This is a genomic window from Paenibacillus glucanolyticus, assembly GCF_037333485.1.
In the GTDB taxonomy this organism is placed as follows: Bacteria; Bacillota; Bacilli; order Paenibacillales; family Paenibacillaceae; genus Paenibacillus_AQ; species Paenibacillus_AQ glucanolyticus.
The window spans coordinates 4918118-4943359 of sequence record NZ_CP147845.1 but is presented as its reverse complement, the minus strand read 5'-3'; the positions used below and the strand labels follow the sequence as shown (position 1 = coordinate 4943359).

Below are 25242 nucleotides of genomic sequence, written 5' to 3'. Positions count from 1 at the left end.
GATATCATTGTACACGATTTGTGAAAAAAAAGCCTATTTCTTTAAGTGCTATGCTAAAATAATAATAGTGTGTTAATTAGAAAAAGAAAGAAAAAGCGGGGAGTTAGCATGCAAACATTACTGCTATGGTTGTTTTACCTTTCATCTTTTTATGCATTTATTCCCGGCATCCTGACCCGAATATTTGGTTTCCGAGTATTTCGCAGGGGCACAGGCACAAACGAGTTCGCCTTAACCTTTGATGATGGGCCTGATCCTCTCTATACGCCAAGGCTTCTGGATCTTCTGAAGCAGTATGATATGAAAGCGACCTTTTTCCTGGTTGGTTCCCATGCAGAGAAACATCCAGAAGTTGTAAAACGCATTCATCACGAAGGCCATCTGATCGGGATCCATAACTATGTTCACAAGAGCAACTGGCTGATGAGACCTGTGACGGTTCGTAAGCAAGTAAAGCGAACGGATGATATTATCTACACCATAACTGGTGAACGTTCAGGTTATTACCGACCGCCTTGGGGAATTGTGAATCTGTTCGATTTTGCCAAGAATACCGGTTGTCGCATCATCTTGTGGTCATCCATGTTTAATGACTGGCGCAGCAAGATCGGCGCTGACAAACTGACTCAGCGAATGCTAGCCAAGCTTCGCGGCGGCGAGGTGATGCTGCTTCATGACTGCGGGACGACCATGGGAGCAAACCCGGACGCACCGGAGCAGATGCTCATCGCATTGGAGCGTGTACTGAATGCCGCAGAGCAGAAGGGGATGAGAAGTATCCGAATCGACGATATGATGGCTAAGGAGAGCAAAGCGAAAGCGAGGAAGCTGTCTCCTCTGAAGCGCGTGATGGTTTCATTGTGGCTTTTGTGGGAAAAAGTCTTTCATGCCGTGTTTGCACTCGAAACGGTCTCTCCTTCAGACCCGATGCTCCATTTCCGTAAACGGCCGTTTGCCGGGAAAACCGTCGTGATGGAGGATGGGAGCCGCCTGGAAAAGGGAGACGAGGTCCTTGAGCTTCATTTTGACAACAAAAAATTGTTCGAGATTGGCAGCCGCTCCCGTTCGGAGGTGCAGCTTGCGATTAAAATGATTCGCGCCGTGCAGAACGATCTGCCTTCCCTCGCCAATATGGTGCTGGAGCGTCCCGAATTCAAGGATGTCAAAGGTTTGTATGCCGTTACCATGATTTCACGGGGACCGGAGCAGTTCGGATTTCATGTCATGGATTTACCGCGGGGGCTGTTCGCAAGTTCGACCAGACTGTATCTTAAACTGCTGCTCAGTGTTATTCATCCCAAAGGTCAGGCCCGCCTGAAGGAAGGAAGCCAGATGATGGAGCCGAAAATGCTCATGATGCCAGTGGACGTTCTGATCGAACGTTATGCTGAGAAGAAGACACAGGTTCAGCCTCCAAAGGAGGAACCGCAGCAATTGCAGCAGGAACAGATGGGGGATTTGGCAGTTGCCAGCGCATCGCAAGGAATGTAAGTGGAAAGATTGGACTTTTTACTGCTATCATGATTAATTATGACATTAAATGTTCATCGATATAAAAAAGGGGGTTATTCCCGCAGGCTGTTCAATGCCTGCGAGGAATAACCCCCTTGCTATGCTGTAATTAGATTTTCAATACGCCGCCTGAGCTTGCATTCGTTACAAGCTTCGAATAGCGGGCGAGGTAACCGGTTTTAACTTTTGGCTCGAAATCGACCCATTTGCTGCGGCGAATCGCCATTTCTTCATCACTGACGCCCAGCAATTGAATGGTGCGGTTGATCAGATCAAGCTCAATGATATCGCCATCTTCAACGAATGCGATAGGTCCGCCTTCGGCAGCTTCCGGCGAGATATGACCGATACTAATACCACGGGAAGCACCGGAGAAGCGTCCGTCCGTGATCAGGCCGACTTTGGCTCCAAGACCCATACCGGCGATTTGCGAGGTTGGTGCCAGCATTTCTGGCATACCCGGACCGCCTTTAGGACCTTCATAACGAATGACAACCACATGGCCTTCCTTAACTTTGCCGTTGGCAATGCCACTAAGCGCCTCATCCTGAGAGTTGAAGCAGATGGCAGGCCCCTTATGATACCCGCCAACCGACGCATCAACAGCGCCGACCTTGATGATGGAACCTTCAGGAGCCAGGTTGCCGTACAGGACAGCGAGTCCGCCGCGCTCGGAATAAGGACTGTCAATCGGATGGATAACGTTGGTGTCCTGGATTTCACAGCCTTCCACGTTCTCCGCCAGCGTCTTGCCGGTTACGGTGATACGATCTCCATGCAATGCACCCGGTTTCTTGAGGAGCTCGTGCAGGACCGCACTAACACCGCCTGCCAAGTGTACATCCTCGATAAAGTAATCCGAAGCTGGAGCGAGTTTGGAGATGTGAGGAACACGGTCGGCAACTTCATTGATACGCTCAAGCGGATAATCGAGACCAGCTTCATGAGCAAGTGCCAACGTATGCAGCACCGTATTGGTGGAACCGCCCATGGCCATATCCAGTGCAAACGCGTTGTCAATCGCTTCAACCGTTACGATATCACGCGGCTTGAGATCCATTTTCACAAGTTCCATCAATTGTGTAGCTGATTGTTTTACGAATTCCTTACGCTCTTCAGCGATGGCAAGGATGGTACCGTTGCCCGGCAGAGCCAGACCCAGCGCCTCGGCAAGGCAGTTCATGGAATTGGCCGTGAACATGCCCGAACAGGATCCACAAGTAGGACATCCGAATTGTTCCAATTCCAGCAGCTCATCATCATTGATTTTACCAACCTGGTGAGCGCCGACTCCTTCAAATACAGAGGTCAGGGACAATTTGCGTCCTTTGCTGTCCACGCCGGCTTTCATCGGTCCGCCGCTGACAAAAACTGTCGGGATGTTAACGCGAAGGGCGCCCATCAGCATGCCCGGCGTGATTTTGTCGCAGTTCGGAATGCAGACCATACCGTCGAACCAGTGAGCGGATACGACCGTCTCCAAGGAGTCCGCGATGATCTCGCGGCTTGGCAGTGAGTAACGCATGCCGATATGTCCCATGGCGATGCCGTCATCAACCCCAATGGTGTTGAATTCGAATGGAACGCCGCCCGCTTCACGAATCGCTTCTTTCACGATTTTTCCGAATTCCTGCAGATGCACATGACCGGGAACGATGTCGATGTAGGAGTTACATACGGCGATAAACGGTTTGCCGAAATCCTCTTCCTTAACGCCTGCTGCACGCAGAAGGCTGCGGTGCGGTGCGCGGTCAAAGCCTTTCTTGATCATGTCTGAACGCATTTTTTTGGTTGCCATGATGTCGATTTCCCCCCAGATCTATTATAAAATTGTTGCGCTTTAGCGCGGTCTTCCGGCAAAGCAGCCGGGTACCTGTGAACAGCGAATAGGTTTTAAATGAGTCTATCACAAAAAGGTAGGTTTTTCTACATGATATTAATTAGGAAACAATGGAGGGAGGCCTGTTGCTGCGGCATGAAAAGAGCCTGTCCCATGAATGGGAGCAGGCTGCTCATTCGAGTGTTTATCATTATTTCTTGCCGCCTTTGCGGCCGATTTCCTGATAGAATTCACGATCATGATTCCGCGAGGTGGCTTCGCCGCCTTTCTGACCGATTTCCTGGTAAAACTCGCGGCTGTGGTTTTTGGACGTCGCTTTGCCGCCCTTTTTGCCGATTTCCTTATAGAACTCGCGGCTATGATTCTTTGCTGTCGCTTCGCCGCCAAGACGTCCAGCTTCTTCGCGGGTCATCTTGCGATTGCCGTTTTGTGCCATCACAAATCACTCCTTTACCGTCGTATTTGCTATGCGTATATGTTACTTACCACGACTTATTTGTCATGAATCAAAACAATCGACTAAAGATTGGTAAATGTCAGTTTGGGATGAATTTCTGAAGGAAAGCGGCAATTCCGCTTAAATCAGAGTTTATTTCATGGTTTAATAAGAGTATGATCATGAATAGGATAGGGAGGTTTTATGACATTGCCGTTTTTTCAAGTGAAGGGACACTCCATTCCCTGCAAAGCGATCTTGTTTGATAAAGACGGTACGCTGCTCCATTTCATGGCGCTGTGGGGAGGCTGGGCCGAGTATGTCCTCAAGTACATGGAAGAGCGGCTGGGGCTGATGGGAGCCGGCTTCACGCTGCCCACAGAGAAGGTGCTGGGCACGAAGCATGATGTAAGCGGGCGCGTGTCCGGTTACGATGTCAGGGGGCCGCTCGCCATGGGGACCGTGGAAGAGACGACGGGGCTGCTGGCATGGCAACTGTACGCAGCGGGAATGCCTTGGAACGAAGCCATTGTGCAGGTCAATCAGATCACGAAAAATGCGATGTATGAAGTTCGTCAGCGAAAACCGGCATTTCCGATGCCGGGGCTGGAAGATTTTCTGAGGAAATGCAGTTTGGCCTCTGTGAAAATGGCAGTGGTCACGTCCGATCAGACCTCGGGTGCACTGGAACAGCTGGAGTGGATGGGGCTGCGCTCTTATTTTACCGTCATTATAGGAAGAGATCAGGTTGGAAACGGTAAGCCGCATCCGGAGATGACCGAAACGGCATGCGGTCTCCTCGGAGTGAAGCCGGAAGAAACGGTTGTCATCGGTGACAGCAATGGGGATATGCAGATGGCCAAACAAGCAGGTGCGGCCCTGGCCGTAGGGTTGTTGACGGATGAAGGGGACACATCACATCTAACAGATGCCGATGTTGTCATATCCGATTATAATGAATTAGACGTGCACAGGTAGACGTGATATTTTTAGGGCTGTACGGAGGTGTTTAGAGTGGAGAACAGGGAGAAGATCGAGCAGTTGGCAACATGGATCGAAGCGAGCGACTACATTGTTTTTTTCGGGGGCGCCGGTACCTCCACGGAGAGCGGAATACCTGACTTCCGTTCAGCAGCCGGGCTTTACCAGAGCGAGCATCAATCGCCATATCCGCCGGAGGTTATGCTTAGCCACACGTTTTTTATGAAGCATCCGGACGTGTTTTATGATTTTTACCGAAGCAAGATGCTTCATCCGAATGCACAGCCAAACGGCTGTCACCGGCTATTGTCGAGGCTTGCATTTGACGGGAAACTGAAAGCGGTGATTACGCAAAATATCGACGGACTCCATCAGAGCGCAGGATGCTCCGATGTGATGGAGCTTCACGGCTCTGTACACCGCAATTATTGCATGGATTGCGCAAGGTTCTACAGCCTGCAGGATATTATGGACATTAAGGAAGTTGTCCCGCGCTGCAAGGATTGCGGTGGGCTGATCAGACCGGATGTCGTGCTGTATGAAGAGGAGCTGGACCAGAACATTATTATGCGCTCGATTCAGGAAATATCGACAGCGGACTTGCTGATCATCGGCGGGACTTCCCTGACGGTTCATCCTGCGGCTGGGCTGATATCCTATTTTCAAGGAAGCAAGGTGGCTCTGCTGAATGCAGATCCGACCCCGTACGATCACCGGGCCGGCCTCTTGATCGCCGATCGGATCGGGCAGGTCATGACACAAGTGGATAAGCTGATCAGCACGTAGCGGCGACAGCTGCGGCGTGTTGCTGCACGCATAACTGTAATCGTTTTCTTGTCAAAGTCCAGCGAAACACGTTAAGATGAATTTAGCAATGGATCTATTCACTTTAGAGAGGCAGGGATTGCAAGTGACCTATGTGGCTAGCGAAGACCGCTATGAAGGAATGAAATATAACCGTGTGGGGCGTTCCGGGCTGAAACTTCCGGCAATCTCCCTTGGATTATGGCATAATTTCGGTGGTATCGACACGTATGAAAACGGGCGGAGCATGGTTACGCGTTCCTTCGATCTGGGCATTACCCACTTCGATCTGGCGAACAATTATGGACCGCCTGCAGGATCTGCCGAAGAGACATTTGGCAAAATTCTCTCCCGTGACCTCAAAGCCTACCGCGATGAAATCGTTGTTTCATCCAAAGCGGGTTATTACATGTGGCCTGGGCCATACGGGGACCATGGTTCTCGTAAATATCTGGTGTCAAGTCTCGATCAGAGTCTGAAGCGGATGGGCCTGGATTACGTCGATATTTTCTATCATCATCGGATGGATCCGGAAACGCCGCTTGAAGAAACCATGGTCGCCTTGGATCATCTGGTACGTTCCGGCAAGGCGCTTTATGTTGGGGTGTCCAACTATTCGCCGGAGAAGACGCGGGAAGCGATCTCCATTCTGAAAAGCCTGGGCACTCCGCTGCTTATTCACCAGCCGAGTTATTCCATGCTGGACCGCTGGGTGGAGAACGGCTTGCTCGATGTTCTGGACGAGAATGGTGTGGGAAGCATCGCGTTTACCCCGCTTGCCCAAGGACTCTTGACCAATAAATACCTGAACGGCGTACCTGGCGATTCGCGTGCGGCAAGCGCGTCCGTGTTCTTGAACGAAAGCAACATCACGCCTGAGGTGCTGCGCAAGATCAGGGCGCTGAACCAGATCGCGCAAGCGAGGAACCAAAGTCTTGCCCAATTTGCCCTGGCGTGGGTGCTTCGGGGCGGCAGAGTGACATCTGCCCTCATCGGCGCGAGCAAGGTAAGCCAGATCGAAGACAATGTGGCTGCCTTGAACAATCTGGAGTTCTCGAAGGAAGAGCTGGATCGCATTGAAGCGATTCTGAGGACGGAGAACGGATCAACTGCAGAGGGCCAGAATAATTGATGCAATAGCCAAACTAAACCTAGCGAAACGAAGAAGGAGCGCCTCAGGATGTATTACCCGGCCTGATATGCGCTCCTTTTTTGGTGCAAATATGATCATGAACTCGCTTATGGCTCCGTTGGTGTTGCTGCGGACATGATGTCCTTCCGGTATCGTGTTGGCGATCGGCCGACAAGGCGTTTGAATTGGCGCGAGAAATAAAGTGGGTCGGTCAGACCTACGGATGCGGAGACCTGCTCGATGGACAAATCGGGACGTTCGCGCAGCAGCCGCTTGGATTGGTCGATCCTTAATTTGAGCAGGTACGTAATCGGGGTCATGCCTGTTTCCTGCTTGAATATGCGCGACAAGTAAGCGCGGTTGTAACCCAGGCTCGCACACATCTGTTCGATGGAGACGGGGTGGGCATATTGGGAAGTCATGTAATTGATCATTTGCTTCACTGTGCGCTGAACCTGAGGCTCTGCAAGCGACAGCAGCGACGGGCGGTCGCTGCGGTTCAGGATCTCGGCACAGATCAGATGCAGGTAACCAATGGCGGCGATGTGGGAGCTTTCTTCCCTGGATTGAAAATGCTTCTGGATGAGGGAGACATATCCGGGAATCGGGTTGTTCGCCTCCATGAGATGCAGGACGGGCTTGTCGGGCGTGAGCCCCAGGCGATTCATTTCTTCACCGGCATGCTCTCCGTCAAAGGCGACCCACCGGTATTGCCACGGGCAACTCGCGTCAGATTCATAGCTGACAATCTGACCGGGATGGATGAGAAAGCAATCGCCGGGACCCAGCTGGTACATATCGGTTTCCGTTCGAAATATGCCATATCCTGATTCGATAATATGCAGCAAGTAATGATCGTATATTTTTGGCCCCAGGGCATGCTCAGGTCTGGTCTGGCTTTCCCCCGCAAATCGGACGTGGAGCCACCCGCTGCCCTGCTGGGCAGGATTTGAGGCAACAGAATAGGTTGGTTTCATCATAATTTTTCCTTTAGAATAGGATTGGGAAAATACGGGATTGCAGATTTGTTTTAATTATGAGTTTATTGTACCTCTTAAAGTCACATAAATCCATATGTAACACACAAGATTTCATTATCGTTAAACGAGGTTTCCATTATACTGAAGACAGTAAAACTACCATATGTACAGGATGGAGTGATGGGCAGTGACTACACAACAGCTTATGCAAAGATTCATGGACAAGCACGGAGAAAGCCGGCATGAGGTTCGGATATTTAACGCACCCGGCAGGGTGAATCTGATCGGGGAGCATCTGGACTACAACGGAGGTTACGTTCTTCCGGCAGCCTTGGAGTTTGGCACAACCTTGATTATCCGTCCGCGTGACGATAAGAAGGTAAGCTTCTCTTCAACCAATATCCCTTATGAATTAACGATCAGCCTGGACGAGGATTACCGTTACAAAAGCGATCAATGGACGGATTATCCGGTTGGCGTCATTACGGAATTGCATAAAATAGGCTCCAATCTTAGCAGCGGGTATGACCTGCTCTACCATGGGGATATTCCTAACGGCGCGGGTCTGTCTTCCTCTGCCTCCATCGAAGTGGTCACAGCCTACGCGCTCTTGAGCATGGAGGGCAAGGCAGCGGATACCGTGGAGATCGCGAAGCTCTCACAGAGAGTGGAGAACCTGTTCGTTGGCGTCAATTCCGGCATCATGGATCAATTTGCCGTGGCTAACGGCAAGCAGGATCATGCCATTCTGTTAATGTGCGATACCCTTGAGTATGAACTTGTACCGTTCCAGACGGGACCATATAAAATCGTGATTTCCAATACCAATAAACGACGGGGGCTTGTCGACTCCAAATACAATGAACGCCGAAGTGAGTGCGACCATGCTTTGGAGATTTTGCAGAATGAGCTTCCTGCACTAACGTATCTCGCACAGCTGAACCCGGATCAATTCGTAACATTACAGGACAACATCCAGGATGAAACGGTCCGAAGACGTGCCCAGCACGTCGTGGAGGAGAACCAGCGCGTTCTTGATTCCGTGAAAGCATTGAAGAACGGGGATCTGGAATCGTTCGGTCAGTATATGAACCAGTCCCATGACTCCTTGCGTTATCTGTATGAAGTGACAGGCGATGAGCTAGACGCGCTCGTTGAGGAAGCCCAGCGCATCCCAGGAACGCTTGGTTCCCGGATGACGGGGGCCGGTTTCGGGGGCTGCACGGTGTCTTTGGTCCACGAGGATGCGGTGGAACGCTTCATAGCGGAAGTGGGGCAGCAGTATGAAAGCAGAACCGGACTGAAGCCGGATTTCTATGTATGCGGCGTTGGTCAAGGTGTGCATGAAGTGAAGGAGGGCGAATAATATGGCGATTTTAGTAACTGGCGGTGCAGGTTACATCGGTTCTCACACTGTGGCGGAACTGCTTGAGAAGGGAGAAGAGGTTGTTGTTATCGACAGTCTGCAGACCGGGCATCGCGAAGCGCTCCTTGGCGGAAAGCTGTATGTTGGCGATCTGCGCGACAAGACGCTGCTAAACCAGCTGTTCTCGGAGAATGATATCGATGCCGTTATCCACTTTGCTGCGAATTCGCTGGTCGGCGAGAGCATGAAGGACCCGGTGAAGTATTACGACAACAACGTATACGGAACGCTCTGTCTGCTGGAAGCGATGAATGAAGCAGGTGTACGCAAAATCGTCTTCTCCTCAACGGCTGCTACCTACGGTGAGCCTGAGAAGGTGCCGATTGAGGAAACAGACCGGACGCAGCCAACGAACGTGTACGGGGAAACCAAGCTAATGATGGAACGGATGATGTCCTGGTTTGATACCGTGCTCGGTGTAAAATATGTATCTCTTCGTTACTTCAACGCTGCCGGATCCCATGCCAGCGGCTCCATCGGAGAGGATCACCGCCCGGAGAGCCATTTGATCCCGCTTGTGCTGCAAACCGCTTTGAAGCAGCGCCCAAGCATCTCCGTGTTTGGCGATGATTATTCTACGCCGGACGGAACATGCGTGCGTGACTATATCCATGTCAGCGATCTTGCGAACGCCCATCTGCGCGCGGTAGAGTATCTCCGCCGTGGGGAACCCAGCAATGTATTTAACCTCGGCAACGGGCTCGGTTTCTCGGTGAAGGAAGTTATTGAGACATCGAGGCGGGTGACTGGCGCTGACATTCCGGTTGTCATGGAGGCACGGCGTTCCGGCGACCCTGCTGTATTAGTAGCCTCTTCAGATAAAGCGCGTACCGTCCTTGGATGGACACCATCCAAAACGTCGCTTGAAGAGATTATCGATAGTGCATGGAAGTGGCACAGCAGTCATCCGCACGGTTACGGAGACAATTAATCCAAGGGGGACTACGGCGATGAAATCAGTACCATCAGGAACTCCCGAATTGAAGCAATCGAAGCAGGCTCTGCATGCGATTGAAATGCTGGTGCGATTTGCCCTGCATAAAGGCCTTATCGAGGCAGCCGATGTGGATTACAGCCGCAATCTGCTGCTGGAGGACTTCGGCTTCAGCGAGCCGTATGGCGACGAAGTGAATGAGCAGATTCCGGATGGACCCCAGGCCATGCTGGACATTTTGATCGATTACGGTGCGGCGAACGGACTCATACCGGAGAACACGGATACGTACCGGGATTTGCTGGATGCCAAAATCATGGGCCGTCTTATGGCAAGGCCTTCGGAAGTGACAGCCCGGTTTCGAGCAGCCCAGCAGGAGCAGGGGATCATTGCAGCTACACAACAGTTCTATGATCTGTGCATCGATTCCAACTACATTCGCATGGATCGGGTAGCCAAGAATGAGTATTGGAGACATGCCAGCGCGTACGGCGATATTGAGATCACGATTAACCTATCCAAACCGGAGAAAAGTCCGAAGGAAATCGCTATGGCAAAGCTGCTGCCACCGCCTGTTTATCCCAAATGTCAGCTCTGCCGTGAGAATGTCGGTTATGCTGGCAGGGTCAATCATCCGGCACGGCAAAACTTGCGGATTATCCCGCTGGAGTTAAACGGGGAGCGCTGGTTCTTCCAGTATTCGCCCTATGTATACTACAACGAGCATTGCATCGTGTTCCATCATGATCATGTGCCGATGAAGCTGACCAGGGAGACGCTTGCCCGCCTCTTGAGTTTTGTGGATGCGTACCCGCATTATTTTCTCGGGTCGAATGCGGATCTCCCGATCGTGGGGGGCTCAATTCTTACGCATGATCATTTCCAAGGAGGCCGTCATTCCTTCCCGATTCAGAAAGCACCGAAGGTGGCGGGCTTCTCACATGAGGCTTATCCCGGCGTGTCCGTCAGCATCGTGAAGTGGCCGATGTCGGTTATCCGGCTGGCCTCAAGTGATCGGGGATTGCTCCTTGAATGTGCCAACAGCATCTATGAGAATTGGAAATTCTACAGTGACCCTTCGCAAGACATTGAAGCGTTCAGCGAGGTGAAGGGAGAGAGAGTCCGCCATAATACGGTTACGCCGATTGCCCGGCGAAATGACGAAGGCATCTATGAGCTGGATCTGGTGTTGCGGAACAATCGGACCAGTGAACGGCACCCCGAAGGGATTTTTCATCCTCACCGGGAGATGTTTCATATCAAGAAGGAGAATATCGGCTTGATCGAAGTTATGGGGCTGGCGATCCTGCCGGGCAGGCTCAAGGAAGAGCTGGACCAAATTGCCGAGGTTCTGGTCGGGAACGAGAAACTGTATGCGGACAGCCAGGCCCCAGACCATCCGCTTGCTGTTCACGGCGATTGGATCGAAGAGCTGCGGGAACGGGGAGCCGCCCTGTCCGACAAGGCTGAGGCTATGGAGCTGATCCGCCAGGAAGTTGGCAAGAAGTTCACCACGATCCTGGAGCATGCCGGTGTGTACAAACAGACGGAAGACGGACAGCAGGCTTTTGAGCAATTTCTAAGCCGTATGGGATTCCAGCGTGAGAGCATGTAGTTCTCCGTGATAAAAAATATCCATTTAACTGCGTTAATAGCAAAAACAGCCGGTCCTTTCCGCAGAGAGGAACGGTTGTTTGTTTTACACAGGAGGAATGATATAAAATGAATGAGCATGCATGATTGAATAATAGCTGCAAACACGATGCGATGGAGGTAATAAATATGAGACCATTTGTATTTCATAATCCGACTCAGTTGATATTTGGCAAGGGCAAACTGAGCGCTTTAAGTAGTGAAGTGGCCAAATACGGCCAGAATGTATTGCTAGTATACGGCGGGGGCAGCATCAAGCGCAGCGGGCTGTATGACCAGGTCATCGCGTTGCTGCAAGAAGCGAATGCTGTGGTAACAGAGCTGAGCGGAGTGGAACCGAATCCGCGTCTGTCCACGGTTCATAAGGGCGTTGAGTTGTGCCGGAAGCATAACATTGACCTCATTCTGGCTGTTGGCGGAGGAAGTGTGCTTGACTGCTCCAAGGCGATTGCCGTTGGTGCCAAATATGACGGCGACATGTGGGATTTCGTAGAGCGCAAGGCGGCTCCGCAAGGGGCTCTTCCACTCGGGACCGTGCTCACGATGGCTGCCACGGGCTCGGAGATGAATGGCGGCTCCGTTATTACCAATGAGACGACCCAGGAGAAGATGGGCTGGGGAAGCCCGCACGCCTACCCTGCATTTTCAATTCTGGATCCTGTACATACGTTCTCCCTTCCACGGGACCAAACCGTGTATGGTGTCGTTGATATTATGTCTCACGTGCTGGAGCACTACTTCCACCAAGATACGAATACGCCGGTGCAAGACGGATTCTGCGAAACGATACTTCGCACCATGATAGAGACAGCACCCAAGCTCGTAGAGGATCTGGAGAACTATGAGCTTCGCGAGACGACGATGTACTGTGGAACGATGGCCCTGAACGGCATGATCAATATGGGAATGGCGGGAGACTGGGCTACCCACAATATTGAGCATGCGGTATCTGCCGTATACGACATTCCGCATGGCGGCGGCCTGGCGATACTCTTCCCGAACTGGATGAAATACAATCTTAGCGCAGATCCTCAGCGCTTCAAGTCGCTTGCTGTGAATGTGTTCGGAGTTGATCCGACAGGAAAGACCGATGAGGAGATCGGATTGGAAGGCATTGAAGCCCTTCGCAGTTTCTGGACTTCCATCGGCGCACCTAGCACATTGGGAGCTTACAATATCGACGATCGTGAGATCGAGGCTATGGCCGACAAAGCGATGCGTTTTGGACCGTTTGGCAATTTCCGCAAGCTGCAGCGCGAAGACGTTGTTGAAATTTATAAAATGTCGCTTTAATGCGCCCTGACCTGTTGCTCGCATAGCAGGGGGGACGATGCAAGCCTGCCGGTTCATACCGAGCAGGCTTTTTGCGATGGCGTGTGGAATATAGATATGCAGAGATTTTCATACGTTTGAGGCAAATAATTGAAACTTTAGCAAACATTTTGCCGTATTACTTGTTATACACAGTAAGGAATTCCAGAGGGGGCAATCAACATGGAAGCGTTATATTGGGGCTGTCTGATCGGAGGCGTCTTATTCGCCATCGTAACCGTGGTGCTTGGTGACATACTCAGCTCGGCACTTGACGGATTGTTGGACTTTTTGTCAGTGGATTTTTTCAATCCGGTTGTAATCGCTGGGGGAATCACCGTATTTGGCGGTACCGGAATCATGCTGATGAAATACACGAATTTGGCAGCAGGTGCCCATGTAACGCTGTCTATCCTGTCAGCTATCGTCATCTCGATTCTCGTCTACTTTGGGTATGTCAAACCGATGGAGAACAGCGAGAACTCGACAGGCTTCTCTATTAAAGAGCTGGCGGGCAGGATTGGCGTTGTAACTGTACCGCTCCCTGCAGAGGGATTTGGTGAAGTAATGGTCAAGATTGGAGCAGGCAACACCATGCACATTGCGTCCAGCTTTGATCGTCAGATCCTTCCCGCAGGTGTCCGCGTGGTAGTTATCGACGTTGTTGATGGTGTCCTGAGAGTGTCCGAACTGGAAGAACGAAAAGGAGATGATTGATTCAATGCCAGAGTACTTAGTAATTCCGTCCATTGTCGTAGCCGTTATTGTTGTGTTGGGACTTGCATTCTGGGCTCGTTACAAAACGGTGAGTCCGGATGAAGCGATGATTGTAACCGGTTCATTCCTGGGGAGCAAAAATTTATCGGAGGATGAATCCGGCCGCAAAATCAAAATCGTACGCGGCGGCGGCGCTTTTATACTACCCGTATTTCAACGTTCCGAATTCGTATCGCTCTTATCCCATAAGCTGGATGTCATGACCCCTGAAGTGTACACGGAGCAGGGCGTGCCGGTGATGGCCGATGGGGTTGCCATTATTAAAGTCGGAAGCTCCATTGAAGACGTGGCGACCGCAGCCGAGCAGTTCATGGGCAAGCCGATTGAAGCGCTGAAAGGCGAAGCCCAGGAAGTGCTTGAGGGTCATCTGCGTGCCATTCTGGGTTCGATGACGGTGGAGGAAGTATACCGTAACCGCGACAAGTTTGCGCAGGAGGTTCAAGGCGTTGCGGCAAGAGATTTGAAGAAGATGGGTCTGCAGATCGTATCCTTCACCATTAAGGACGTTCGCGATAAGCATGGATACCTGGAAGCACTAGGTAAGCCGCGGATTGCCACGGTGAAGCGGGATGCAGAGATTGCCGAAGCGGAAGCGGTTCGGGATGCGCGGATTCAGAAAGCCCGTGCGGAAGAAGAAGGACAGAAGGCTGAGGTCGTTCGCGATACCAATATCGCTGAAGCTGAGAAGGAAAGAGAACTGAAGGTCGCTTCCTTTAAGAAGGAGCAGGATACGGCGAAGGCGGAAGCCGACCAGGCATACCATATCCAGGAAGCCCGTGCCAGACAAACAGTGGTTGAAGAGCAGATGAAGGTCGAGCTCGTCCGCAAGGAACGTGAAATCGATCTGCAGGAAAAAGAAATCATGGTCCGCGAGAAGCAGTATGATGCGGACGTGAAGAAAAAAGCCGAAGCGGATCGCTACGCGGTGGAGCAGGCAGCCGAAGCGGATAAAGCCCGCAAGATGCGCGAAGCGGATGCCGTGCAGTACTCCATCGAGACACAGGCAAAAGCTTCTGCCGAACAGAAGCGCCTGGATGGTATGGCGGTCGCTGATGCAGAGCGTGCAAAAGGTACGGCTGAAGCTGAAGTCATTCGTCTTCGGGGTATTGCCGAAGCCGATGCCAAAGAAAAACTTGCCGAAGCGTTCCAGAAGTTCGGAGAAGCTGCGGTGCTCGACATCATTGTAAAAATGCTGCCTGAGCTTGCTGGCAAGATTGCTCAGCCAATCTCGTCCATCGATAAGCTGACGGTTGTCGATACAGGCAAAGGCGAGGGAGCGGCTCGCGTGAGCAATTATGTGACCGAGCTTATGTCTACGGCGCCTGAAATGCTGAAGAGCGTATCGGGAATTGATGTGGAAGAGCTGATCAAGGGATTGACCAAGAAACCAGCAGCTGTCCATAAGTCGGTTGCGGTCGAGCCGGAGCTGGTGCCAGTGCCGGTTCCTGTAGAAACAAGCGCAGCGAAGGAAGAATCATAATCGTTTAAACGCAGTTAGATGCGATTTGAATCGGGGCATGTGTGTTGACAGGCAGTGGTACAGCACCTTGAATACATTGGCAACCACAAATGATTTTGCTGTGCTCTCATATTTCTGATAAGATATCCGAGTATACGCGTTTGAATCAAAAAGAGGTGCGAATGTGAGCAGCTTACAAGTGGCTAAAGTGTTGAACAACAATGTAATCATAGCGCGGCATCCTCAGCACGGGGAGGTTGTTGTCATCGGCAAGGGAATTGGCTTTAATCGCAGGAATAAAGACAGCATCCCGGCCTCCGCTGCCGAGAAAATGTTCATTTTGACTAAACCGGAGGAGCAGGAGCAGTATAAGCAGCTGGTGCCTCATATCGATGAGAAGCTGATTGAGGCGATGAATGATATTATTCTGAATGCTGCGAAATCCAGTGAGGCTCCTCTGAATGAGCATATCCACATTGCGTTGACCGACCATATCGCATTTGCTATTAAACGTCACGCCCAGGGGCTTTACATTCATAATCCTTTCTTATATGAAACTCGCGAGATGTATCCTGAAGAGTATGAGATGGCAGAATACGCAGTCCGTACCATTCGGGATAAACTCGGGGTGGATCTGGGTCAAGAGGAAATCGGATTTATAGCCCTTCATTTTCATGGCGCTCTTACGAACCAGCATATTTCGGAAGTTCGCAAGCATTCGGAGCTGATCGCGGATCTCGTACATACCGTGGAGCAGCAGATGGATTATGCCATACCGAAGGATACGCTGGATTATTCCCGCCTGTTGACCCATCTTCGGTTCGCGCTGGAGCGGATAAGGCGGGGGGAAGCGGTGAATGAGACGAGTTCGCTGGACGGTCTTCTGAAGCGTGAATATCCTGAGACATATTCCTTGGCGTGGAAGCTGACGAAGATCATGGAGCAGCGGCTGAAGAAGCCTGTCTATCCAGCAGAGGCTGGTTATCTGACCATCCATCTGGAGCGGCTGATGCAGCGCAAAGGCCAGAACGAGCAAATGTGAAGATTTTATTAAGTCCTCTTCATGTGGTTGCAACGATAAATGAACGGTGTTACAATACGATCAGTTATTAAGTAAAACATCAAATTAACGTGTAACTGATTCGATCAGGCATGAGTACAGCAGGAAATTGGTTGTAATTACCCATTTTTGGGTAATCTAATCCATGAGATTAGACCACCATTTCCCGTGGTTACTCATGCCTTTTTTGGTTTGTTTGTTTTACTGTGCCTTTTACATTCGCTTGTGACAACAACTAGACAGAGGGTGAGAAACTTCATGTTCAAACGGCTTTTTGGCGTACTGCAAAGGGTCGGTAAAGCTCTGATGCTGCCAGTGGCAATATTGCCGGCGGCCGGACTTTTGCTGGGTCTTGGAAATATGCTGGTTAACCCCGATTTCCTGCAGTATGCTCCATGGCTGAACGCAGCTTGGGTGCAAGCGGCTGCAACAGTCATGATGAACGCGGGTCAAATCGTGTTCACGAATTTGTCTCTGCTGTTCGCAGTCGGCGTTGCTGTCGGCTTAGCCGGCGGAGAAGGGGTGGCCGGACTTGCCGCCATCATCGGTTACCTGGTTATGAACGTAACCATGGGAAGTGTCATTGGCGTGACGCCATCGATGATCGGCACGAATTACGAATATGCCAGCGTACTGGGCATTCCGACACTGGCAACCGGAGTATTTGGCGGGATCATCGTCGGTATATTGGCTGCAAGCATGTACCGACGATTTTACAAAATAGAGCTTCCGTCATATCTGGGCTTTTTTGCAGGCAAACGGTTTGTCCCGATTATGACAGCCGCAACCTCGGTGTTGCTTGGTCTGTTGATGGTGTTTATATGGCCACCGATTCAGTCGGCGCTTAACACGGCATCCCATTTCATGCTGGAGCAAAATTTGACGCTGTCCGCTTTTGTGTTCGGCGTAGTGGAACGCGGATTGATTCCATTCGGTCTGCACCACATTTTTTACTCCCCATTCTGGTTTGAGTTCGGTGAATATGTGAACCAGGCAGGTCAAATGGTACGCGGTGATCAGAATATATTCATGGCTCAGCTTCGGGACGGCGTGGAGTTTACCGCGGGTACATTCATGACGGGGAAATATCCGTTTATGATGTTTGGTCTTCCTGCGGCCGCCCTGGCCATCTATCATGAAGCAAGACCAGAGAACAAAAAGCTTGTAGCAGGTATTATGGGGTCTGCTGCACTGACCTCCTTCTTGACAGGAATCACGGAGCCGCTTGAGTTCTCATTCCTGTTTGTGGCGCCGATCCTGTTCGCCGTGCATGCTCTGTTTGCGGGTCTTTCCTTCATGACGATGCATATTCTGGACACGAAGATTGGCATGACCTTCTCCGGCGGCCTGATCGATTACATGATATTCGGTGTCATTCCGAATCGGACGCCATGGTGGAATGTGCTCATCGTTGGTGTTATCATGGCAGTGATCTATTACTTTGGGTTCCGTTTTGTCATTCGGAAATTCAATCTGAGAACACCGGGCCGGGAGGAAGCATCTGGATCGGCTGCGGAGTCCGGATCCGGGTCAGCAGGAGGAAGCAGTAAAGATGATCTGCCGCTTCACATTCTGACTGCACTTGGAGGCCAGTCGAACATCGCGCATCTGGATGCATGTATTACCCGTCTCCGCGTTGAGGTGAAGGAGAAGGGCAGTGTTGACAAGGCTAAGCTGAAGCAGCTCGGTGCGTCAGGCGTGCTGGAGGTGGGGAATAATATCCAGGCGATATTTGGAACCCGCTCCGATACGATTAAGTCGCAAATTCAGGACATTATGTCCGGAATAACACCGTCTTCGGCACCTCAAGCAGCCCCATCAGAAAGCATGCCGGCAGCCAGTGAGGAATTCCAGGCGACTCAGGATGGCGAGACGCTTGTGATGGAGGAGGTTGTATCCCCTGTCGACGGAGAGTTGGTGGATATCTCCCACGTGCCTGACCCTGTGTTCGCAGAACGCATGACCGGGGATGGGTTTGCGGTTATTCCTCACAACGGAACCATTGCTTCTCCTGTGAAAGGAACGGTATTTAATGTGTTCCCTAGTAAGCACGCTATCGGCATTATGTCCGATGGCGGCAAAGAAGTCCTTGTCCATATCGGTGTCAACACGGTTAAGCTGAAGGGGCAGGGATTTAAAGTTCTTGTACAGGAAGGCGATTCGGTATCCGCGGGCCAACCAATCATGCAGGTGGATCTGGAATATGTGAAGGAGAATGCAAAATCGATTATTTCTCCTATTATTTTCTCAAATCTGCCGGAAGGTGCTTCTGTGAAGCTGAACAAGACGGGTGAAGTAAAACGTGGCGAACAAGGAATCATAACCATAACGAAACCTTAGCCCAACATGGATATTAAGGAATCATAAAAAATAACTTTACGAAAGTAGGATGATGAACATGCAACAAACATTCAGAATTATTGACGAAGATGGAATCCACGCACGCCCGGCAACGGCATTGGTAAACACAGCTAATAAATTTCAAGACACGAATTCATTCGCTGAAGCTAACGGCAAAAAAGTAACACTGAAATCCATTCTGGGCGTTCTGTCTCTTGGACTGGAGCAAGGTGACACTTTGACACTGATCACAGAAGGCGGCAATGAGAGCGAGGCGCTTACAGCACTTCAAGAAGTGATGGTGAACGAAGGGTTAGGAGAGGTTCATGAATAATCTGAAAGGAATCGCGGCATCTGCGGGCATCGCGATTGCACGGGCGTTTACACTTGAGCATCCTGACTATTCGGTCACCGAAAAGCAAGTGACGGATACGGATGCCGAGCTCGCGAAGCTGGATGCAGCACTGGCTCAGTCTCAGGCTGAGCTCGAGGCGATCAAAGCCCGCACACTTCAGGAGCTCGGGGAGAAGAAGGCGGAGATTTTCGAATCTCACCTTCTCATCCTGAATGACCCGGAACTGATTGAGCCGGTCAAGGCAAAAATCGCTTCCGAATCGGTTAATGCTGAGTTTGCATTGAATGAAACGGCTACCCAATTCATTCAAATGTTCGAGAACATGAAGAGTGCCTATTTGCAGGAGCGGGCGGCCGATATGCGCGATGTAACCAAACGGATTCTCAAGCATCTGCTGGGACTAAATTATGTCAGCCCTTCGGAGATCAGCGAAGAAGTCATCGTGGTTGCAGAAGACCTGACTCCGTCGGATACGGCACAGCTGAACCGCAAGTACGTTAAGGGATTCACTACGAATATCGGCGGACGTACCTCGCATTCGGCCATCATGGCCCGTTCCCTTGAAATTCCGGCCGTTGTCGGAACGAAGAACGTGCTCTCCTCGGTTCAAAACGGGGATTGGATCATCGTTGATGGACTTGAAGGGGATGTCATTATTAATCCCACTGAAGCTATCATGGAGCAATACCGTGCGAAGCAGGAAGCCTACGCCAAACAGATCGAGGAGTGGAAGAAACTTCGCTCTGAACCGACCGTGTCCAAGGACGGAATCCATGTGGAGCTGGCTGCCAACATCGGGACACCGAATGACGTAGCTGGCGTACTGGATAATGGCGGGGAAGCAGTAGGACTGTACCGCACCGAGTTCTTGTACATGGGCAGAGACAAACTTCCTTCGGAAGAGATCCAATATGTCGCTTATAAATCGGTTTTGGAAAAAATGGAAGGCAAACCGGTTGTTGTCCGTACCCTCGATATCGGCGGGGACAAGGAGCTGCCATATCTGGATCTGCCGAAGGAAATGAATCCGTTCCTCGGATTCCGCGCCGTAAGGCTGTGCCTGGACCGTCAGGATATCTTCAGAACACAGCTGCGCGCGCTGCTGCGTGCGAGCGTCCACGGCAACCTGCGCATCATGTTTCCAATGATAGCGACACTGAGTGAATTCCGTGAAGCGAAAGCTCTTTTGGAAGAAGAGAAGGCCAAGCTTGTGAGCGAAGGCACTCCGGTATCCGAGGAGATTCAGCTGGGGATTATGGTGGAGATTCCATCCACCGCCGTGCTGGCCGATCAGTTTGCCAAAGAGGTTGATTTCTTCAGCATCGGAACCAATGACCTTATTCAGTATACGATGGCGGCTGACCGCATGAATGAACGGGTGGCCTATCTGTACCAGCCATACAATCCGGCGATTCTGCGATTGGTCAAAATGGTCATCGATGCCGCTCATCGCGAGGGTCGCTGGGTTGGGATGTGCGGTGAAATGGCTGGTGACTCTACAGCGATTCCGATTCTGCTCGGTCTGGGTCTGGATGAGTTCAGCATGAGCGCCACATCCATTCTGCCAGCGCGAAGCCAGATCGGGAAGCTGTCCCGCGGCGATATGCAGGCCCTCGCAGCCAAAGCGCTCGAGATGGGTACCGCAGAGGAAGTTGTATCTCTGGTCGAATCCATAGAGGCTGCAGCCGAATAAGGCGGACGATCGAAGAATTTGGAACACCTGATGAAGCAACCGGGTTTTCTCCAGGGACTCTACAAAACTTTTTCCACGTTTAAAAATATGACCTTGATAACATCTGTCCATTGGGCAGATGTTTTTTTTGATCAAAAGAAAGACAGCTGGCATAATTGCTAGTATAATAGCCTAAATATATAGTGACTTGGCTTCAAACCCAAACCAAATCAGGGCTTTTGGCATACCATGATATATGAAAGCGTTCTAAAATTCATGTGCTAGAGGTCTGTCTTATGATTCAGGCGCCCATACTAGGAAGTAAATCTACTTAAAAGTGACGGTGATGATGAGTATGGACATGATCAAGAGCTGCACGAGTCTGAAGCTGGGAGCGATTTATCGCAGAGAAGGGACTGCCTTTTTGGTGTGGGCTCCGGATGCGGTTCATGTGTCGCTGGCTTTGTATGAAGGTGCAGGAGAGTATGATCCTCAGGGGTTCGTGACAGATCACGAGGGCGGTACCTTATACGGTATGGACCGGAATGATGAAGGTGTATGGTCGACTAAAGTGAACAGGGATCTGCATGGAACCTATTACATGTTCAAAATCGAGTCAACGGACGGTGCTGTCCGTTATGCCGTTGACCCTTATGCAACAGCCGTCTCGGCTAATGGCAGCCGCGGCGCTGTAATTGATCTGGCAAAAAGCAATCCTCCAGGCTGGGAGCTGGATGTTAGACCCGAGCTGCTTAAGCCTACGGATTCGGTGCTCTACGAACTGCATGTACGCGATTTCTCGATCCATGCCGATTCGGGAATGAAATATAGAGGAAAGTATAAGGCTTTTACAGAGGGCGGCCTGCGGGATATGGGCGGGAACGCGGTTGGGCTGGACCATCTTGAAGAATTGGGCGTAACGCATGTGCACCTGCTGCCGATATTTGATTTTAGAACGGTTAACGAGCTGGATGGATATGCAACAGGCCATTTGAGTCGAGAGTATAACTGGGGATACGATCCGCAGAATTACAATGTGCCTGAAGGATCGTATGCCACAGACCCCACAGATCCTGCCTCGCGCATTCGGGAGCTGAAGGAAATGGTCCTGGCTCTGCATTCGAGGGGAATCCGTGTCGTGATGGATGTGGTTTACAATCATACGTATACAGTGGATGATGGTCCCTTTGAACGATTGGCTCCGGGGTATTTCTACCGGAAGGACGTAAGCGGTGCCCTGTCGAATGGCTCCGGCGTAGGGAATGAGCTGGCCACGGAGAAACCGATGGTGCGCAAATATATTAAGGATTCTCTAAGATACTGGGCCGAAGAATTTCATATCGACGGATTTCGGTTTGACCTGATGGCTTTGATCGATACCACTACGATGAGAGAGATTGTAAGCGAGCTGCGTCATGAGGTGGATAACTCTCTTCTGTTTTATGGTGAGCCCTGGACAGGGGGAATGAGCCCGCTGACGGAGCAGACCGTCAAGGGAAGTCAGCGTGATCAAGGCTTTGCTGTATTCAATGATCATTTCCGGCATGCCATCAAGGGCGACAATGACGGGCGGGGCCGGGGGTTTGCTACTGGCGAGCCGTGGTATGAAGGGGCTGTTGTGGAAGGGATGATGGGGTCCATCCATGATTTTGCCCTTCATCCGAGCGAGACGGTTAATTACGTCACAGTTCACGATAATTTAAACCTGTGGGACAAAATCTTAATTGCAGAAGGGATGGAGCAGCAGGCGGGTCTGCTGCATCTGATGGACGGGAAGCTGCCAGACGGCGGCGATATATGGCAGGCAACGGCTGCTTCAAATCCATATGCCGGTGTATCGGATGAAGATGTGATGCGGGCAGTGCCTGTTCGCCGCAGCTTGCTGGCTAATGGCATCGTGCTTCTCTCCCAGGGGATTCCCCTGCTGCATGCCGGTGATGAGCTGCTTCGCACGAAATTCGGCGATCATAACAGCTACCGCAGCGGGGACGCCATTAATGCGATCCGCTGGAGCAACAAACAACGCTTCAGACCCGTCTTTGACTATTACAAGGGTCTTATCGCCCTGCGGAAAGCCCACCCGGCATTTCGTATGACCACAAGAGAAGAGATCGAAGAGCATATGGAGGTGCTGCGCAGCAGCGACCGGATTATCGCCTACCGGCTCATGAATAATGCTGCAGGTGACAGCTGGAGCCAGATCGTGGTTGTCGTTAACGGGAATGAACATGAAATGTCGGTTGATCTCCCGCCGACCCTGTATCGCTGGAATATCGTTGTGAATGAACAACATGCAGGAACCGAGACGATTGAGACGTCGGATCAAGGGGCCGTCACCGTGCCAGGACTATCCCTGATGGTTTTATATGAGGATAGAACCGAAATGAAGAAGGGGCTCGTCACCGTTGAGGTTGAGTACGAGAGACGTGACCAGGCGTATGATGGCTGGAACCTATGGGTATGGGGAACGGGTGTACAGGATGGCAGCGTGCTGTTTACCCAGGGCAGCAGCGGTAAAGCCCGGGTGGTCTTCCATGTCGCTTCCGGAACCAAGCGGGTCGGCTGCATCGTCAGGCTTAACGATTGGGAGGATCGGGAAGGCGAGAATGACTGGTTTATCGATATTCCGCCAGATGAAGTGGAAGTCCGGTTTTCACTTCGAAGCGGGAAGGACGAAGGATTCAACAAGAAAGGTCAGCGGGATATGGCCAGCTGAAACATCTTCAGCGCAAAAAAATAAGGAGCCTCCTTTTCATTTTTGAAGAGGGGGCTCCCGTTTTTATATTTTCAAAAGGGGTACCATGTATTACCCTCTGACTTGAATTGCAAAACATCTTTTTTGCATGATTAGTTAGCAGCTAAATAGGGTAATAATGAGATAGACTTTGTTTTCGATAAAGGAGGATGTCACTCATGTCAAAAGGAAACAACGTTCAACTCAAAGCCGATGTTCGAAATGAATTTACGCGGGCTTCTCGCCGTGTGCTTCGTGAGAATGGTGGAATTCCCGGTGTCGTATACGGTGCGGGTGAGGAAAGCATCCCTGTAGCTGTTGATTTCAAAGATACGTCCAAGCTGTTCCATACGGGCCGCTCAGAGGTGTTCCAGCTTGATATTCCAGGCTCCGGTAAAATCCCGGTGTTGATTAAGGACATTCAGAAGAGACGCGGCAATGTCTCCCATGTGGACTTCCTGCGGATCTCGATGAACAAGCCGGTTCGCGTCAGCATTGGAGTGGATTTTCAGGGGACTGCTGTCGGCACCAAGTCGGGCGGTATTCTGCAAACCCAGCTGAATGCGATAGACGTAGAAGGATTGCCGGGTGATTTGCCTTCGACCCTTGAAGTGGATGTATCCGCTCTGGAGATTGGGGACAAACTCACCGTTGCGGATATCAAAGTGCCGAAGGGCATTACCTTACACGCATCGGAGGAGGAAGTGCTGGCAAGTGTCATCGTGCCCCGCGCTGTGGAGGCTGCAGAGACCGAGGACGCAGGTACTGAGGAAGCGAATGCGGAAGAGACAACCGAAGAATCCTAATATGCACGATAAAAAGACGCCTGCTTTGCTGGTAACCAGCGGAGCAGGCGTCTTATTTTTGGTGAGATGACAATTTTGAAAGTGGTGCATGGTTGTCCTCAAGATTCACTAGCCATTTTTACTTATTCTTGCGATCATGAATGCCTTTGTAACTTGATGGAGCATCTCCAAAGTATTTGTTCCATATGGTCAGATAGGTTCCGTCCTGCTGCATGGTAGCCAGAGCGTTATCAACGGCGGCTACGAGATCCGGATTGCCTTTTACGAAGGCGGCAGAGACCTCGAACGCCTGGTTGGCCGATTGAACGGTAGTAACCGGCATATCCGGAAACTGCTGCTTCAGGTTGGTCACAGACAGCGGGTCTGAAATTATGGCGTCAAGCTCGCTTCTTGCAAGCATACGGGCTGCGTCATATATATATTTGACCGGAACGATTATCGCCCCATGTTTCTTGGCAATATCATTATAGGTTCCTGTTGGGTTCAGACCAACGCGCTTTCCCTTAATGTCCGGGAAGGTACGGACTTGATCTTCGCCTGAACGCACGAGCAGAACCGGAGTAGAGGACAGATAAGCTACGGAGAAATCATAAAGTGCCCTCCGGTCGGGGCGGTCTTCGATTTGGTTAAATACCGCATCATATTTGCCTTCCGTTAAACCCGGCAGCAGATTCTTCCACTCGGTTTCCACAAATTCTGCCTTTAATTCCATATGACGTGCAACCTCTTCGGCAACCTCCACATCAAACCCGGTTAGTCTTCCACCTGTTCCATGGTAGCTGAAGGGGGGGTAATCCCGTTCTGTCGCAATTCGCAAGGTTCCGCGCTCCACGGCATTCCGAAGCAGGTAGCCGGTGTTCACCCGGTACGGATTTACACCCATATTCGGGGTTGGCACCCGGTCGTTGCTGTTGACCGTACAGCCGGCAAGCATAATGGAACCGATCAGAGTGAACAGGGAGAGCAAACGGATACGTTGTATCGATTTTGTTCCGCGCATGACGCCCAAACCATCCTTTCTTTATTCAAG

The 25242-nt window shown here is 51.1% G+C and carries 19 protein-coding genes and 1 pseudogene; 16 read left to right on the top strand and 4 right to left on the bottom strand.

What is annotated here, in order from left to right; all coding sequences use genetic code 11:
- Positions 1-108: 108 nt before the first annotated feature.
- The gene (locus WDY75_RS23225; protein ID WP_063478886.1) at positions 109-1491 is read left to right on the top strand and encodes a polysaccharide deacetylase family protein; all 1383 of its coding nucleotides are present in this window, start codon (positions 109-111) and stop codon (positions 1489-1491) included.
- A gap of 130 nt (positions 1492-1621) precedes the next feature.
- Here the strand turns inward: WDY75_RS23225 and ilvD are convergent, their stop codons facing one another.
- Positions 1622-3310: a dihydroxy-acid dehydratase gene (ilvD, locus tag WDY75_RS23220; protein ID WP_063478887.1), complete on the bottom strand. Its 1689-nt coding sequence runs from the start codon at positions 3308-3310 to the stop codon at positions 1622-1624.
- Between the two features lie 238 nt (positions 3311-3548).
- Positions 3549-3788, bottom strand: a pseudogene (locus WDY75_RS23215) (KGG domain-containing protein); the annotation flags it as partial.
- A gap of 210 nt (positions 3789-3998) precedes the next feature.
- Here WDY75_RS23215 and WDY75_RS23210 point away from each other — a divergent pair.
- The 3 genes from WDY75_RS23210 to mgrA all read left to right on the top strand — a co-directional run bounded on the left by WDY75_RS23210 (position 3999) and on the right by mgrA (position 6705).
- A complete protein-coding gene (locus WDY75_RS23210; protein ID WP_063479767.1) occupies positions 3999-4766 on the top strand; it encodes an HAD family hydrolase in 768 nt (255 codons plus the stop codon).
- Positions 4767-4802: 36 nt separating this feature from the next.
- Positions 4803-5555 (top strand): NAD-dependent protein deacylase, encoded by a 753-nt coding sequence (locus WDY75_RS23205; RefSeq protein ID WP_006208884.1) that lies wholly within the window; start codon positions 4803-4805, stop codon positions 5553-5555.
- Positions 5556-5679: 124 nt separating this feature from the next.
- Entirely contained in the window at positions 5680-6705 is a 1026-nt protein-coding gene (gene mgrA, locus WDY75_RS23200) for an L-glyceraldehyde 3-phosphate reductase (protein WP_006208885.1), read from the top strand.
- Positions 6706-6812: 107 nt separating this feature from the next.
- Here the strand turns inward: mgrA and WDY75_RS23195 are convergent, their stop codons facing one another.
- The gene (locus tag WDY75_RS23195; RefSeq protein WP_063478888.1) at positions 6813-7685 is read right to left on the bottom strand and encodes an AraC family transcriptional regulator; all 873 of its coding nucleotides are present in this window, start codon (positions 7683-7685) and stop codon (positions 6813-6815) included.
- 187 nt (positions 7686-7872) lie between these two features.
- Between WDY75_RS23195 and WDY75_RS23190 the strand changes: the two genes are divergently transcribed.
- The 12 genes from WDY75_RS23190 to WDY75_RS23135 all read left to right on the top strand — a co-directional run bounded on the left by WDY75_RS23190 (position 7873) and on the right by WDY75_RS23135 (position 24212).
- Positions 7873-9051 (top strand): galactokinase, encoded by a 1179-nt coding sequence (locus WDY75_RS23190; protein ID WP_063478889.1) that lies wholly within the window; start codon positions 7873-7875, stop codon positions 9049-9051.
- Position 9052: 1 nt separating this feature from the next.
- Complete coding sequence (gene galE / locus WDY75_RS23185; RefSeq protein WP_063478890.1) at positions 9053-10042, top strand: UDP-glucose 4-epimerase GalE; 990 nt, start codon at positions 9053-9055, stop codon at positions 10040-10042.
- 19 nt (positions 10043-10061) lie between these two features.
- Positions 10062-11660, top strand: a complete 1599-nt coding sequence (locus WDY75_RS23180; RefSeq protein WP_063478891.1) for a UDP-glucose--hexose-1-phosphate uridylyltransferase — start codon at positions 10062-10064, stop codon at positions 11658-11660.
- A gap of 167 nt (positions 11661-11827) precedes the next feature.
- On the top strand, positions 11828-12991 hold the full coding sequence (locus tag WDY75_RS23175; RefSeq protein WP_063478892.1) for an iron-containing alcohol dehydrogenase: 1164 nt from the start codon (positions 11828-11830) through the stop codon (positions 12989-12991).
- A gap of 201 nt (positions 12992-13192) precedes the next feature.
- Entirely contained in the window at positions 13193-13726 is a 534-nt protein-coding gene (locus tag WDY75_RS23170; RefSeq protein WP_036643002.1) for a membrane protease regulatory membrane protein, read from the top strand.
- A gap of 4 nt (positions 13727-13730) precedes the next feature.
- Positions 13731-15266, top strand: a complete 1536-nt coding sequence (locus WDY75_RS23165; RefSeq protein ID WP_006208892.1) for a flotillin family protein — start codon at positions 13731-13733, stop codon at positions 15264-15266.
- Positions 15267-15429: 163 nt separating this feature from the next.
- On the top strand, positions 15430-16287 hold the full coding sequence (glcT, locus tag WDY75_RS23160) for a glucose PTS transporter transcription antiterminator GlcT (protein WP_006208893.1): 858 nt from the start codon (positions 15430-15432) through the stop codon (positions 16285-16287).
- Between the two features lie 276 nt (positions 16288-16563).
- The gene (gene ptsG, locus WDY75_RS23155) at positions 16564-18645 is read left to right on the top strand and encodes a glucose-specific PTS transporter subunit IIBC (protein ID WP_063478893.1); all 2082 of its coding nucleotides are present in this window, start codon (positions 16564-16566) and stop codon (positions 18643-18645) included.
- A gap of 58 nt (positions 18646-18703) precedes the next feature.
- Positions 18704-18979: an HPr family phosphocarrier protein gene (locus tag WDY75_RS23150; protein ID WP_006208895.1), complete on the top strand. Its 276-nt coding sequence runs from the start codon at positions 18704-18706 to the stop codon at positions 18977-18979.
- Entirely contained in the window at positions 18972-20693 is a 1722-nt protein-coding gene (ptsP, locus tag WDY75_RS23145) for a phosphoenolpyruvate--protein phosphotransferase (protein ID WP_063478894.1), read from the top strand. The genes WDY75_RS23150 and ptsP overlap by 8 nt, the downstream gene beginning before the upstream one ends.
- Before the next feature lie 340 nt (positions 20694-21033).
- Complete coding sequence (pulA, locus tag WDY75_RS23140; protein WP_063479768.1) at positions 21034-23388, top strand: type I pullulanase; 2355 nt, start codon at positions 21034-21036, stop codon at positions 23386-23388.
- Between the two features lie 197 nt (positions 23389-23585).
- Complete coding sequence (locus tag WDY75_RS23135; protein ID WP_006208898.1) at positions 23586-24212, top strand: 50S ribosomal protein L25; 627 nt, start codon at positions 23586-23588, stop codon at positions 24210-24212.
- A gap of 118 nt (positions 24213-24330) precedes the next feature.
- Here the strand turns inward: WDY75_RS23135 and WDY75_RS23130 are convergent, their stop codons facing one another.
- Positions 24331-25212, bottom strand: coding sequence for a transporter substrate-binding domain-containing protein (locus WDY75_RS23130; protein ID WP_006208899.1), 882 nt, complete (start codon positions 25210-25212; stop codon positions 24331-24333).
- Between the last annotated feature and the right edge of the window lie 30 nt (positions 25213-25242).